Annotated in this window: 9 protein-coding genes; 5 read left to right on the forward strand and 4 right to left on the reverse strand. The window is 60.4% G+C overall.

Translation table 11 applies throughout. The features are described 5' to 3' along the window. Positions 1-81: 81 nt before the first annotated feature. Positions 82-1,092, reverse strand: a complete 1,011-nt coding sequence (locus HB633_RS06865; RefSeq protein ID WP_213777376.1) for a beta-propeller fold lactonase family protein — start codon at positions 1,090-1,092, stop codon at positions 82-84. A 531-nt stretch (positions 1,093-1,623) separates the two neighbouring features. Here HB633_RS06865 and HB633_RS31105 point away from each other — a divergent pair. Together HB633_RS31105 and HB633_RS06875 are read left to right on the forward strand one after the other, a co-directional pair. Further along, positions 1,624-4,596 (forward strand): YadA-like family protein, encoded by a 2,973-nt coding sequence (locus HB633_RS31105; protein WP_213777377.1) that lies wholly within the window; start codon positions 1,624-1,626, stop codon positions 4,594-4,596. Between the two features lie 89 nt (positions 4,597-4,685). Then, complete coding sequence (locus HB633_RS06875) at positions 4,686-5,237, forward strand: outer membrane protein assembly factor BamE (protein WP_213777378.1); 552 nt, start codon at positions 4,686-4,688, stop codon at positions 5,235-5,237. Positions 5,238-5,314: 77 nt separating this feature from the next. Here HB633_RS06875 and hrpA read toward each other — a convergent pair whose 3' ends face one another. Continuing rightward, positions 5,315-10,141, reverse strand: coding sequence for an ATP-dependent RNA helicase HrpA (gene hrpA, locus HB633_RS06880; RefSeq protein WP_255580790.1), 4,827 nt, complete (start codon positions 10,139-10,141; stop codon positions 5,315-5,317). 22 nt (positions 10,142-10,163) lie between these two features. On the opposite strand from hrpA, the gene argA reads away from it, so the two are divergent. The 3 genes from argA (at position 10,164) to proP (ending at position 13,978) form a co-directional block, all read left to right on the forward strand. Beyond that, complete coding sequence (gene argA, locus HB633_RS06885; protein WP_213777379.1) at positions 10,164-11,534, forward strand: amino-acid N-acetyltransferase; 1,371 nt, start codon at positions 10,164-10,166, stop codon at positions 11,532-11,534. A 94-nt stretch (positions 11,535-11,628) separates the two neighbouring features. Continuing rightward, the gene (locus HB633_RS06890; RefSeq protein ID WP_213777380.1) at positions 11,629-11,904 is read left to right on the forward strand and encodes an oxidative damage protection protein; all 276 of its coding nucleotides are present in this window, start codon (positions 11,629-11,631) and stop codon (positions 11,902-11,904) included. 607 nt (positions 11,905-12,511) lie between these two features. Continuing rightward, positions 12,512-13,978: a glycine betaine/L-proline transporter ProP gene (gene proP / locus HB633_RS06895; RefSeq protein ID WP_213777381.1), complete on the forward strand. Its 1,467-nt coding sequence runs from the start codon at positions 12,512-12,514 to the stop codon at positions 13,976-13,978. Positions 13,979-14,061: 83 nt separating this feature from the next. Here proP and HB633_RS06900 read toward each other — a convergent pair whose 3' ends face one another. Then, a complete protein-coding gene (locus HB633_RS06900) occupies positions 14,062-14,541 on the reverse strand; it encodes a metallophosphoesterase family protein (RefSeq protein WP_213777382.1) in 480 nt (159 codons plus the stop codon). 63 nt (positions 14,542-14,604) lie between these two features. Beyond that, on the reverse strand, positions 14,605-15,189 hold the full coding sequence (locus HB633_RS06905) for a TMEM175 family protein (RefSeq protein ID WP_213777383.1): 585 nt from the start codon (positions 15,187-15,189) through the stop codon (positions 14,605-14,607). Positions 15,190-15,236 lie beyond the last annotated feature (47 nt).

Consider the following 15,236-nt stretch of genomic DNA (forward strand, 5'->3'; position numbering starts at 1 on the left):
TCCGTAACCGTTACCAGGGCGTCGACAACAAGGCACCGCCCGTCAAATCTTCAATTCAACTCTTCAACCCGGCCGTACGCTTCAGCCGCCGTTAGGACCGAACACCGGCGCCCGGTTAAAAAAGTAGATGCCGTGCGGCGAACGGCCGACCGCAATGGTCTGGATAAGCTTTCGATCTGTAAGATCAATAATTCCGACCTTCTTCGCGAACCTGAACGTAACCCAAAGATAACGTTTGTCTGCGGAAAGTTCCATATCGTCGGGTCCTGGAAGCAATCCCGTGATATCGCCGACGTTCGTGAGCGAATCCTGGTCGATGATGCTGATCGTGCTCGCAACCCGATTCGACACTACAACGTGCTTCCCGTCCGCCAGCGAGCGAAAATTATGTGCGCCGTTGCCCGTCTTGATGGTCTTGACGATCTTCTGGTTACGCCAGTCCACCACCGCGACGTAGTCCGCACCCGTCATGCCGACCAGCATGTATTTGTCGTTCGGTGTCATCCAGACGCCGGCGGGCACCGGTCCCACCTTCATCTTCCACTTCACCGTCTGCGTGGCCAGATCGATCGCCGCGATTTCGCCGGATACCTGCAGCGAAATGAACGCCGTCTTGCTGTCGTTCGTGAACGCGATATGGCTCGGCATGACCGCGAGCGGAATGCGCTTCGCGATCGAGATGTTCTTGCCGTCGTAACGGTAGATGTCCAGCCGATCGAGCCGCAGGCCCGTGGACACAAACCACTTGTTGTCCGGCGAGAAACCAACTTGATACGGATCCTCGATGTTTTCGACCCAGCGCTGCGGCTTGCCCGTCTTGGGGTCCACGAACATCAAGTTGTTCGACACCGAGTTCGCGACGATCAGTGACGAATTGTCGGGTGTCGCCATCAGGTGATGCGGTTCTTTGCCGGTCGGAATCGTGGACACGACCTGGCGAGTCGATTCATCGATAAGGCTCAGCGTGGCTTCGCCGGAATTTAGAACAATTACGTTGTTGGCGTAAGCGGACATGCTCAGTGAAAAAGCAGCAATCAATGCCGCAGTCGCAGCAGTCGCGCGCGAGAAACGTGTACGGGAAGAATTACGCATGAAAACTCTGGTCGGAAAACAACGGCCATTGTAGAACGTTTGCGCTTTCAAGAGGTTGAGGGAACGCAGGTTTCCGGCAATTTTTCAGCAATGCTGCGCAAACGCCACGGCGACCATTTTCTGAGCTGCGTTTAGCAAGCTGCGGGATACACCGCCCTGCCGGAGGCCTCGGAAAGAAGCGAGCTAATGGCGACCGTGAATTGCGACATAAATCCATATAAATCACATCAAATTTCACACTAACTTCTTTTAGTTTGCAATCCAAACCAAATATCGAGCGACTCAATCTACTTTAGGAAAGATCGTGTATATCGCCGACGTCACAACCCGGAAGATCCCCAGCTTCTGAGTCCGAAGCGCAGCAATGTAGGAAGCCTGTCCAACGCCCAAGCGGGCCAGAATTTGCGAGGCGGGAGATCCTCGTTACCAGGAACGGTCACGTTCAGTTCCGCTGCCAAGCGGAAACAAGCGCGACTTGCTCCATCGATCAACCCGACATGTATTTGTCAAATTGTTAGACATCCTTCTTTCATGAATAGAATTTTCAAAGCAGTTTGGAACGAAACCTCCGGCACGTGGGTCGCGGCTTCCGAGACTTCGAAATCGAAGACCAAGCGTTCTTCAGCACGCAAGCTTGCGGTGGTACAGGCGGTGTTATTCGGTATCGGCGGCCTTGCCATGTCCGCCGGCGCCCATGCTGACGACTGGGCGGTAGCTGGGACGGGTCCCAATGCTGTCTACGTCGGGCCGGACGCAGCCACGAGTGCAGGTAATGCCCTAGGCGATTCATCGGTCGCCGTCGGCAACGGTACGTCAGCATCGGGTGCAAGTGCAATCGCAGTGGGCAACCAGTCTGCAGCGACGGGTGCCCAGGCGACCGCGATCGGCTACGCGTCCATGGCGAACAGCCCAGACTCTTTCGCAGCAGGGACAGGGGCTGCTGCGCAGGGAACCGGAGCAGTCGCGGTCGGCGTTAGAAGCGTGGCCGGCGGAGACGCCGCCGTTGCAATCGGCAGCGACGCGCTCGCACGACGCGCCGACTCCATTGCAATCGGCAATACCGCCAACTCGCAAGCCGCCCAGGCGATTGCGATTGGCAACGGCGCTAATGCGCTGGCAGCCAACGCAACCGCAGTGGGTGCCAACGCCGCGGCAAGCGGCGTCAACGCTGCCGCTTACGGAAATAACGCAGCGGCGAACGGCGACAATTCGGCCGCGCTCGGCAATGCGGCTATAGCGCAAGGCGCCGATTCAGTGGCCGCCGGCAACGGTACGTCAGCATCGGGTGCAGGTGCGATCGCAGTGGGCAACCAGTCTGCAGCGACGGGTGACCGCGCGGCCGCGATCGGCTACTGGTCCATGGCGAACAGCCCAGACTCTTTCGCAGCAGGGACAGGGGCTGCTGCGCAGGGAACCGGAGCAGTCGCGGTCGGCGTTAGAAGCGTGGCTGGCGGAGACGCCGCCGTTGCAATCGGCAGTGACGCGCTCGCACGACGTGCCAACTCCATTGCAATCGGCAATACCGCCAACTCGCAAGCCGCCCAGGCGATTGCGATTGGCGACGGCGCCAATGCGCTGGCAGCCAACGCAACCGCAGTGGGTGCCAACGCGGCCGCAAGCGGCGTCAACGCTGCCGCTTACGGAAATAATGCAGCGGCGAACGGCGACAATTCGGCCGCGATCGGCAGTTCGGCTATGGCGCAGGGTGACAGTTCCCTGGCCGCGGGTGATTTCGCAACGGCCAATGGCGCCAATGCCATCGCGGTCGGCGCGAATTCAGGCGCCGCCGATAACGCCGTTGCGGTGGGCGATAAGGCCAACGCAAAGGCGAACTCGGTTGCTGTTGGAGCGACCGCCACTTCCACAGGCGATACATCGGTCGCCGTCGGCAACAACGCCCAGGCGACGGCCGCCAACGCAACGGCAACCGGCTCAAATGCCGTCGCAAGCGGCGTCAACGCTGCCGCTTACGGAAATAACGCAGCGGCGAACGGCGACAAGTCGGCCGCGATCGGCAATTCGGCTATGGCGCAGGGTGACAATTCCCTGGCCGCGGGTAATTTCGCAACGGCCAATGGCACCAATGCCATCGCGGTCGGCTCGAATTCAGGCGCCGCCGATAACGCTGTTGCGGTCGGCTATAAGGCCAACGCAAAAGCCAACTCCGTCGCGATCGGCTCGAATGCCACTGCGGTCAACGCAAATAGCGTTGCGCTCGGCGCGGGGTCGGCAACGACTGTAGGCGCGCAAACGGGTTACACCGCCTACGGCCTCTCTGCTCCGCAAACCTCGACGGGTGAAGTGAACATCGGCGGCCGCACCATTACCGGCTTGGCAGCCGGCACCGCGGATACAGACGCAGTCAATGTGTCCCAGTTGAAAGCGGTGAGCGACCAAAGCGCAGCGGCAATCGCGGCCGCCACAACGGCGTCTGACGGCGCAGTCAAGTACAACACCAACCCGGACGGCACGGTTGACCACGGCAACGTTACGCTCGAAGGAACGTCCGGTACCGCCATTCACAACGTAGCAGCGGGCGTCGATACGAATGACGCGGTCAACGTCGGCCAACTTAACGAAGCAATCGATCAGGTCAACGCGAATATTGGCGACACCGTCAACGACGCAGTGAACGCGGCAGTCCAGAACATTTCCGTGGGCGCGACCAACCCTCTGCTCGATGCAAACGGCGATGCGGCTACCGAAGCGGCTTCGGCTACAGGCGATCACTCACTGGCTCTGGGCGCAAACGCGGTCGCAACCGGTGCGGGTTCAGTTGCAACGGGCGCCGGCGCGCAAGCCACCGCAGACAATGCTGTTGCTGTCGGCGTGAATGCCCTCGCGTCTGGAACGAGTTCAGTCGCAAACGGCGCGGGCGCGCAGGCTACGGCAGACAATGCACTGGCTGTCGGCGCGAACTCTGTGGCGTCGGGCACAGATTCGGTAGCGAACGGCGCAGGCGCTCGTGCTACGGCAGCGAATACCCTCGCGGTCGGAGCAAACGCTGTTGCGGCAGGAACGGGTTCAGTCGCAACGGGCGCAGGCGCCCAGGCTTCCGCCAACAACGCCGTAGCGCTCGGCCAAAACTCGGTCGCGGATCGTGCGAACACAGTTTCGGTGGGCGCCGTGGGCAGCGAACGTCAGATCACGAACGTTGCAGCGGGCACGCAAGGCACCGACGCGGTCAACGTGAACCAGTTGAACCAGAGCACGGGCAGCACGCTCAAGTCGGCCAACGACTACACCGACTCGAAGACGGAAGGCACGCGTCGTGATGCCTACGCCGGCACGGCGTCGGCACTCGCGGTCGCAGGTTTGCCGCAAGCTGTTTTGCCAGGACGCGGCATGGTCGCGCTTGGTGGCGGCACGTACGGCGGTCAATCGGCAGTCGCTATCGGCGTGTCGCAGCTTTCCGAGAACGGCATCTGGGCCTACAAGGTCAGTGGCACCACGAGCACGCGCGGTCAGTTCGGCGTGTCGGTCGGTGCGGGCATGCACTGGTAAGCCATAGCAGTAAGTAAGAGGAAGTGTCGCGGGCATGCGAAAAAGCCCGCGGCATCGAACTAATGAAAACAACGGAATCCGCTCAAGAGATGAACTTCACCCTCCGCAACCCATCGCGTGCCTTGCCTTTCGCAGCCGCGCTCGTCACAGCCTTCTTGTTGTCCGCTTGCGGCACCGGCAGCCGGCTTGCCAGCGACGGCGGCCAAGACCAACTGGTATTTCCGGCACCATCGTCGGCGTCCAATGTCGGCGGCAGCTTTCCGTTGACCGAAGCTTTGCGCAAGCTCAAGCCCGGTATGACCAAGAACCAGATTGCCAGCCTTCTCGGTCGTCCGCAATTTAGCGAAGGGTTCTTCGGCGTTCGTGAATGGGATTACGTGCTGAATGTCACGAATGATGCCGGCGCACCGCAAATGGTCTGCCAGTTGAAGGCTGTGTTCACCTCGCGCGATGAAGCTCGCAATTTCTATCGGAAATGTGGGGATAATGTGGAAACGCTCACCGGCGGCAAATGGCAGAAGTATGTCTACGCGCCTGTAGTTACCACAGAAGCTAGCGGTCCGGTAAGCAGCGAAGCCAGTGTTTTGACGGCAGCACCGTTGAGTCTCGAAGTGGAGCAGTCGGGCGATACGGCGAAGTAATATCGTAGGAATTGAAAAGCGCGACTTAGCTATCGGCTAATTCGCGCTTTTTTTTTGCTTCCCATTGCCCTACCGCCCTATCGTTGCATCGATTCCCATACTTTGTATAAGCGCTTCACCGATATCGGCATCGGCGTCCGAAGTTCTTGCGCAAACAACGACACACGTAATTCTTCCAGCAACCATCTGTATTCGCTCAATCGTGCATCCGCAACTCCACCTCGCTGTGCGATCGCGCGCTGGTAGTTTTGCAGCAATGGCGCAATCTCCGCCGACAACCGCGCGTCCCGCACCGCGTCCGCTTTCAGCTTGTCTATGCGCAACGCCATTGCGTTCAGATATCGCGGGAAATGGGACAACTGTGCGTAGGGCGTATCGATGATAAAACGCTTGCCGATCAATGCGCTCAGTTGCGCAACCATATCTGCGTACGGCACACCAAACGACTTGGCCTGCATCAGTTTCTTCGTCACCATTGCATAGTCCGCCAGGATCTGCCCGGCGAGCCGCGCGATTTCCTGCGCCAGCAGCGTCAACCGGCTCTTGCCCTGGTCGCGTCGTGCGTAGAAATCCGCATCGTTATCGGGAAGAGGATCTTGCAGGCACGCACGATCCAACGCCGTTTCGATGATCTGGCTGGCCAATTCCTCTTGCGTCCCGAGCGCCATGTATTGCAACGACATTTCACGCAAGCCACCAAGATTACGTTCGAGATAACGGATCGGCTCGCGCAGTTGCAATGCGAACAACCGGCGCAAACCCGCCCGATGAATCCGCGCCGCTTCTTCCGGCGAATCGAAAACTTCGACATCACAATGCGTCGCACGATCGACCAACGCGGGATAACCAAATAACGTCTGCCCACGCCGTCGAATCTCAAGCAGTTCAGGCAGCTTTCCAAAGTCCCAGGTGGTGAGATTTTCGTACAGCGCGGTGCCCGAACTACCACCGGCCGAATCCGATGCCAAACCACTTCGCGTAAGCGGCGCAGCCGCGTCACTGCCAATATCCAGCGTCGCGCCTGCCGCAAGCTTTTGAAAATGCTGCTGCGCCTGGCCGCCCAACTCTGCACGTAATTGCGCGAGGTTACGGCCCATCGCGAGTTGCCGGCCGTGTTCGTCGATGACCTTGAAGTTCATGAATAAATGCGCCGGCAGCGATTCGAGCTTGAAGTCCGACGCTTTCATCGCGATCTGGGTCTGTTCGCGGATATCCGCAATCAGCGCTTCGAGCAAGCCGCCCGCACCGAACGTCTTGCCACTGTTGCGCTCGACCACGCCCGCTGAAAATTCGGGCAACGGCACAAGATGGCGTCGAAGTTTTTGCGGCAACGACTTCAGCAGCAACTGCACTTTTTCTTTCAACATGCCGCGCACGAGCCATTCGGAACGACGGGCATCGACTTGATTCAGGCCGAATAAAGGCACCGTCAACGTCACGCCGTCGCGCGGAGAACCGGGCTCGAAGTGATACGTCAGGGTCATCTCGATGCCGGCCATCGTCATGCGTTTCGGGAACAAATCGGTCGTGACGCCGGCGGCCTCATGGCGCATCAGGTCATCGCGCGAAAGAAACAACAGACGCGACGCGACTTCTTTCTTCTCTTCGTCCCGATACCAGCGTTCAAACGCGGCGCCCGAGTAAATGCCCTTCGGGATCAGTGAATCGTAGAAACCAAAGATCAATTCGTCATCGACGAGCACATCCTGACGACGCGACTTATGCTCCAGCTGTTCGATATCCGCAAGCAACTTGCGGTTGTGAGCGAAAAACGGCAGTCGGGTTTCGAACTCGCCGTCGACCAGCGCGCCACGAATAAACAACTCGCGGGCGCGTTCCGGGTCCTGCTTGCCGAAACTCACACGACGACGCGCATAGACCGTCAGCCCATGCAACGTGGCGCGCTCATAGGCGGCGACTTGCGCGGCCTTCTTTTCCCAATGCGGCTCGGAAATCGACTTGCGCAGCAAATGCGCGCCGACTTGTTCGAGCCATTCGGGCTCGATTTTCGCGATGCAGCGTGCATATAGCCGGCTCGTCTCGACGAGCTCATCCGCCACGACCCACCGCCCGGCTTTCTTCAACAGCGCGGAGCCCGGCCACAGATAAAACTTGATGCCGCGCGCGCCGAGGTAATACGGTTCGTCGTCCGCCTTCAGGCCGACGTTGCCGAGCAACCCGGTCAGCAACGCGAGATGAATCTGCTCAAACGTGGCTTCCGATTCATTGAGCCGCCAGCCATGTTCACGCACGACCGTCAGCAATTGCGAATGCACGTCGCGCCATTCACGCAAACGCACGTGGTTCAGGAAGTTTGCACGGCAGGCATCGGTGAGCTGCTTGTTCGACTTCTTGTGCGCGATCGCGTCCTCGAACCACGCCCAGATCTTGGTCCACTGCAGGAACTCGGAGCGTTCATCGGCAAATTTCTTGTGCGCAAGATCGGCCTGCTCCTGCGCTTCGATTGGCCGGTCGCGCGGGTCCTGAACCGACAACGCGCTAGCGATGATCAACACTTCGCGCAACGACTGATGATCGCGCGCGGCCAGAATCATCCGGCCGACGCGCGGATCGAGCGGCAAACGCGCGAGTTCACGGCCGAGCGGCGTGAGGGCGTTGTCGTCATCGACAGCGCCAAGTTCGTTCAGCAGTTGATAACCATCGGCGATCGCGCGACCGGGCGGCGGTTCGAGAAACGGAAACGTTTCGATGGCCGTCAGATGCAGCGACTTCATTCGCAAGATCACGGCCGCCAGCGACGAACGCAGGATTTCCGGATCGGTGAAGCGGGTGCGCAACGCGTAATTGTCCTCTTCGTAGAGACGAATGCAGACGCCGTCTGCCACGCGGCCACAGCGGCCCGCGCGCTGATTTGCCGAGCTTTGCGAAATCGGTTCGATCTGCAACTGCTCGACTTTGTTTCGATACGAATAGCGCTTGACGCGCGCGAGGCCCGTATCGACAACGTAGCGAATCCCCGGCACCGTCAGCGATGTTTCCGCGACGTTCGTCGACAACACGATGCGCCGCGCGTTCGACGACTTGAACACGCGCTCCTGGTCAGCCGCCGAAAGCCGCGCGAACAACGGCAGGATTTCCGTATGCGGCGGATGGTGTTTGCGCAGCGCCTCGGCAGCCTCGCGAATTTCGCGCTCGCCGGGCAGAAATACCAGGACATCGCCGGGACCTTCGCGACAGAGTTCATCGACGGCATCCACGATGGCTTCCATCAAGTCGCGATCGTTTTCGCGCTGGTTTTTCGGGCGGTCTTTCTGAGCCGCCGCCGGACTCGCATTTGTGCCTTGCGCCGATTTCACCGCGGCGCTGGTCTCTTCGACCGGCCGATATCGCACCTCGACCGGATACAAACGTCCGCTCACCTCGATCACCGGCGCGGGTTTTTCGTCGCTGCCGAAATGACGGGCGAAACGATCGGCATCGATGGTCGCCGACGTCACGATCACCTTCAAATCCGGTCGGCGCGGCAGGATTTCACGCAGATAGCCGAGCAGGAAATCGATGTTCAGGCTGCGCTCATGCGCTTCGTCGATGATGATCGTGTCGTACGCGGCGAGCAGCGGATCGGTCTGCGTTTCGGCGAGCAAAATGCCGTCCGTCATCAGTTTCACCGATGCGCCGGGCGACAGGTTATCGGTAAAGCGGACCTTGTAGCCCACGACCTCGCCGAACGGTGTGCCGAGTTCTTCGGCGATACGCCGACCCGTCGCCGATGCCGCGATACGCCGCGGCTGCGTATGTCCGATCAGGCCCGACCCGCCCGCTCCGAGGCCGCGGCCGAGCGCCAGACAGATTTTCGGTAGCTGCGTAGTCTTGCCCGAGCCCGTTTCCCCGCTGACGATCACGACCTGATTCGCCTGGATCGCGGCGGCGATTTCATCGCGCCGGGCGGAAACCGGCAGCGTCTCGGGAAAATGGATCGGCGGGATCGGGTTGGGCGCGATCACACGGACCGGGCGGGTGGCATTGCGCGCAGGCGCAGGCTCACGCTCGGGACGCGTGCGGCGCGGGGTGGTATCGGCTTGGCGCGGCTGGTCCTCGTTCGTTTTGACGCGGTCGCGCAAGGTATTCGTCGCCGCGTCTGGCTGTGGCGCCGAGTTGCGTCGATTGCCCTCACGCCTCACTTCTTGATTCGAACCATGCTTCGGCGCCGCGTCCTTGGGCGCGCGCTGCGGATTGGCGTGCGCCTCCGGTGCGCGTGTCGCAGGCCTCGGCTCAGGACGCGCGCGCTGCAAATCAACCGTTTTGTTCGGAGACTTTTGCGTACGCTCGCCCGAGCTTGAGCGGGCGCTCCCCGGCGCGGACATACCAACGCCTGTGGGTGTTTTTTGCTCGATCCGTCGCGGGACCGGCTTTTCCAAAGGCGGCGCCGGCGGTGCCGTGACAGGAGGCGGCACCGCTTTCTTTGCCGCAGGCCTTTCAGTCGAAGCCCGTTCAACGCGCGGTCCAGCCGCCGAAGAATCTGGCGCCGCCGTTTTGCCCGGCGATCCAACCAATGATGCCAGTTCGGCCAGCACCGCCAAACCGCCGCGAACTTCCTTGCGCTGCGCGGAAGAAGCCGACAAAGCAGAAGATCCGGCCGGAGATTTCGCCGCGCCCTTCACAACATTTTTTTTCGGCGCAGCCTGAGGCATGGCACCGCCGGAAGTCGGCGCGGACGCAGCCGGTTTTTTACCTCCCACAGCATTCCCCGATACCCCCGTAAACCGCCGCGCAGCCGCTTCCTTCTTGCGGTTGACCGCGTTATCGGCGGGATCGTCCGGGTCGTTTTCGCCGTCGCTTTCGCGCGCCGCGGCGTCGCGCAGCAGGGCTTCACGCAGCTTTTTCAACTGCTCCTGGGGGTCAAGCTTGTCCGCATCGGCGGGACGTTTAAAAGCATTCGGCATAGTGCAGCATTATAATCCCGGCATGAATACTCAGACCGACCTCCCCGCCGCGCAGCCGCCGGTTTCCACCGAGCCAGAAGCGCCTGACCAACACGCCCAGTTTGTCGACTGGATGCGCTCCGTCGCCCCCTATATCCACGCGTTCCGAAACAAGACCTTCGTGGTTGCGTTCGGCGGCGAGCTGGTGCAGGAAGGCAGGCTGAACGCACTGGTCCAGGACGTCGGGCTGTTGCACGCCATGGGTATCCACGTGGTGCTCGTGCACGGCTCGCGACCCCAGGTTGAAGAGCAACTGAACCTGCATGGCGTGGAGTCGGAGTTTTCGCACGGTTTGCGCATCACCGACGCCCGCGCGCTCGAATCCGCGAAAGAAGCCGCGGGCGAAGTGCGTCTCGACATCGAAGCGGCGATCAGCCAGGGCTTGCCCAATACGCCGATGGCGCACGCGCACATCAGCGTGGTATCGGGCAATTTCGTGACGGCGCGGCCGGTCGGCATTCTGGATGGCGTCGATTTCCAGCACACGGGCGTGGTCCGCAAGATCGACGGCGATTCCATCCGCCATTCGCTCACCAGCAGCAAGCTCGTGCTGCTCTCGCCGCTCGGGTTTTCGCCCACCGGCGAGGCGTTCAATTTGTCGATGGAAGATGTCGCTTCGGCGGCCGCCATCGCTTTGCGCGCGGACAAGATCATTTTTCTGACCGAAACTCCGGGTCTCGTCGATGAAAACGGCGAACTCGTGCGCGAAATGTCGCTCGACGACGCGTATCGTCTGCACGAAAGCGGCGAGTTGCAAGGCGACGCTGCGTTCTACCTGAAGCACACCATTCGCGCGTGCCGAGGCGGCGTGGCGCGGGCGCACATCATCCCCTACGCGCTCGACGGCAGCATTTTGCTGGAATTGTTCCTGCACGACGGCGTCGGCACGATGATTTCGTACGAGAACCTGGAAAGCCTGCGGGAAGCCACGCCCGACGACGTCGGCGGAATTTTGACGCTGATCGAACCGCTGGAAATGGACGGCACGCTGGTGCGGCGCGGCCGGCATCAGATTGAACGCGACATCGATCATTTTTCGGTGATCGAGCACGATGGCGTGCTGTTCGGCTGCGTGGCGCTTTATCCGTACACGCAGGAACGCATCGGCGAAATGGCGTGCCTCACCGTTTCGCCCGAAGCACAAGGTGCCGGTGACGGCGAACGCTTGCTCAAGCGCGTCGAACAACGCGCGCGTGCCCGCGGCCTCACGCATATTTTCGTGCTGACCACGCGTACAGAGCACTGGTTTCTCAAGCGCGGTTTCGTGAAGGTGACCGTGGATGACCTGCCTGAAGACCGGCGCCGCCTTTATAACTGGCAGCGCAAATCGCTCGTGCTGATGAAACAGCTTTAAGGACTCTATTCAGCGACGCTTTGCACCGACTGCCGCGCATATGATGCGCCGCCCGAACGAAGCGTCCAGATAACCCGCTACAGGAGAATGACAGATGGCCCGAATGATTCAATGCGCGAAGCTCGGCAAGGAAGCCGAAGGACTCGACTTCCCGCCGCTGCCGGGAGAACTCGGCAAGCGGATCTACGAAACGGTATCGAAGGAAGCGTGGCAAGGATGGCTCAAGCAGCAAACCATGCTGATCAACGAAAACCGCCTGAACATGGCCGATCCGCGCGCACGTCAGTACCTGCTTAAGCAAACGGAAAAGTACTTCTTTGGGGAAGGCGCGGACACCGCCCAAGGCTACGTACCCCCTGCACAAAGCTGAGCCGAAAACGCCGTTCGGTTTGGACGAGCCGGTCTTTCGAGGCCGGCTTTTTCATTGGCGCGACACGTTCAACGACCGCCTTCGAGATCCCGCACGGACGGGCCGTTTGCGGATCTTCTTGCATCGTGCTACCATCTCCTTCTTTCAAACTGCAATCTAAAGTCAATTTCTCAAGACTGAACCCAAAGCTAAGCGTCTCTAGTAACCGAGACCTAAGCCCCAAGCGTCATTTAAGAGATACCGGCGAGTGATTGTCGAGGCTTCCACGGGTCCTGATCTGTCCGTGGATGTTGTTCCCAAGCCTTCTCAATCCGTGACACAGCAAACACAGCCGTACCGCCGCGCATCCAGCGCTGCGTCTGAACGGGTTTCGTTGCGTCCAGCCATTCATTCAAGCAGTACCTACGAAGTGCCATTTCGCGACCATCGTTGCGAGGCATGGGCTTTGCTCCGAGCATTGCCGACGCGTCCGGCGCGCGGCCAGCCCTCAGGTCTTTCATGGCTGACGCCTCGCCTCGTCGCGAAACGGCACTTTCCGGCAACGTGCGCCCGGCGCACACGCCCGTCCGCTCCCAGCGGATCGGCTACACACCTGGAGCTTCTCTTCATGGCAACACCGAACGACGGCCTCTGGCGGCAACCTCAACCCGAAAAAGACCTGTCGCTTGCCGATATCACCATCGTCGATAAAGCCCTGCTCAAGCGCGCCGTCGGCGCCATGGCGATCGGCAACGCGATCGAATGGTTCGATTTCGGCGTGTACAGCTACATTGCGGTCACGCTCGGGAAAGTGTTTTTCCCTTCGAGCAATCCGGGCGCGCAACTGATCGCCACTTTCGGCACGTTCGCGGCGGCGTTTCTCGTGCGTCCGCTCGGCGGCATGGTGTTCGGCCCGTTGGGAGACCGCATTGGCCGCAAGCGCGTGCTTGCAATGACGATGATCATGATGGCCGTCGGCACGTTCTGTATCGGCTTGATTCCGGATTACGGCACCATCGGCATTTTTGCGCCGATTTTGTTGCTCGTCGCGCGTTTGCTTCAAGGCTTTTCGACGGGCGGTGAATACGGCGGCGCGGCAACCTTCATCGCTGAATTTGCACCGGACAAGCGGCGCGGATTCCTCGGCAGTTTTCTGGAATTCGGCACGCTCGTGGGTTATGTGCTCGGCGCAGGCTGCGTCGCGGTCCTGACCGCGACCATGACCGAACAATCGCTGCTTTCGTGGGGCTGGCGCATTCCGTTCCTGATCGCGGGACCGCTTGGTTTGATTGGCTTGTACATCCGCCTGAAGCTCGAAGAAACGCCGGCATTCCAGCGCGAAGCCGACAAGCGCGAAACTGAAGCGCACAGCACGCCGAAAGACCAGTTCCGCGACATGTTGGTGAAGAACTGGAAGCCGATGCTGCAATGCGTCGGGCTCGTGCTGATCTTCAACGTCACCGACTACATGGCGCTGTCATACCTGCCGAGCTATCTTTCGGCCACGCTCAAGTTCAACGAAACGCACGGGCTGTTCATCGTGCTGATCGTGATGGTGCTGATGATGCCGATGACGCTTTTCGCCGGCCACATCTCGGACAAGATCGGGCGCAAGCCGGTGTTGCTGATTGGCTGCGTCGGATTGCTGCTGCTTTCGATGCCCGCGCTCACGTTGATCCGCATGGGCGACGTGACGACGATTTTCAGCGGCATGCTGATCCTCGGCGTATTGCTGTCGTGCTTCACCGGCGCGATGCCTTCCGCGTTGCCCGCGTTGTTCCCGACGAAGATCCGCTACGGCGCGCTCGCGATCGGGTTCAATGTTTCGGTTTCGCTCTTTGGTGGTACGACGCCGCTGGTGACTGCATGGCTGGTTTCATCGACCGGGAATCTGATGATGCCCGCTTACTATCTGATGGGTGCATCGCTGATCGGCATTGTTTCGGTGATTGCGCTGCATGAGACCGCAAGGAAGCCGTTGAAGGGCTCGCCGCCGTCGGTCGGTTCGCGCTCGGAAGCGCACGCCGTGTTGCGCGGCGCGCGCCAGGCCGCCGAGATGGACGAGCGTTTACCGGACGTGACCGCGCACGCCTGATCTGGATCAGGCAACTCAAGCATCAGCAAAAGCAAAGAGGCCGTTCCTGGTTGGGAACGGCCTCTTTTTTTATCTTGCCGGCCTCACTCCACCAGCGTCACGATCTCGACCTGCACCTCGCCGCTTTCGATTGTCATGATCCCGAGTGTTATCGGCAATTTGAAGCGGCGTGGTCCGGCGCTTCCCGGATTGACGAAGAGCGTTGCGCCGCGACGCTCGACCAGCGGCTTGTGAGAATGGCCTGTGATGACAACGTCGATTCCGTCGAGCCGCCGGGGGACATCAGCGATATCGTGCACGACGTGAATAGACGTCTCCCCCAGGCGCAACGTCACCGCTTCGGGGAGGTCATCGATACGCGCGCCTGAATCATTGTTGCCGCGCACCGCGGTGACAGGCGCAAGCTCGTTGAGCGCGTCCAGCACCGCGGGATTGCAGATGTCGCCGGCGTGAATGATCTGCTCGCAGCCTCGCAACGCATGGAGCGCTTCGGGGCGCACGAGATTGTGGGTATCGGAGATAACGCCGATGCGTATCGTAGGGGACGTACTTGCGGATGACATGGGCTTCGCTCGCAGGACTTCATGCACGAAGCGTAGCACCGATCGCGCCGGTCAGAGCCGCTCTTACGGCTCCTCGGTCATCAAGACTTTCTCGACACGGCGATCGGGTACAAGCCAGACGACAGCCACGACCGCGTACAAGGCGGCCGCAACCCAGGGTTCCCAGAACGACGCGGCGATCGCGACAAGATAGAGAACCACGGAAAGCTTGCCTTTGACGTCCGAACCGATCGCACGTTCGAGCATGGAATTGGCGCCATGCAAGCCGATCAACGCGCGCGTCAGGATGTACCACGCGAACGCCGTCATGAAGAGATCGAAACCGTAAAGCGCCGTCGGCCAGGAAGCGAGGTGGTTCTCGCCCATCCAGTTGGTCGTGAACGGAAACAACGACAACCAGAACAAGACATGCAGGTTCGCCCAGAGGACGCTGCCGTTGACGCGCTTGGCCGCATGCATCAAGTGGTGGTGATTGTTCCAGTAGATCCCGACATACACGAAGCTCAGCACATAAGCGCAGAACACCGGAATCAACGTGGCCAATGCGGCAAGGTCGGCGCCATGCGGCACTTTGAGTTCCAGCACCATGATCGTGATGATGATGGCGATGACGCCGTCGCTGAATGCTTCGATCCGGTTCGTACCCATCTGCGCCCTCTCCCGTTATGTGACTTGAACCGACCTGACCGCGCGGC

The organism is Caballeronia sp. dw_276, assembly GCF_018449635.1.
Lineage (GTDB): Bacteria > Pseudomonadota > Gammaproteobacteria > Burkholderiales > Burkholderiaceae > Caballeronia.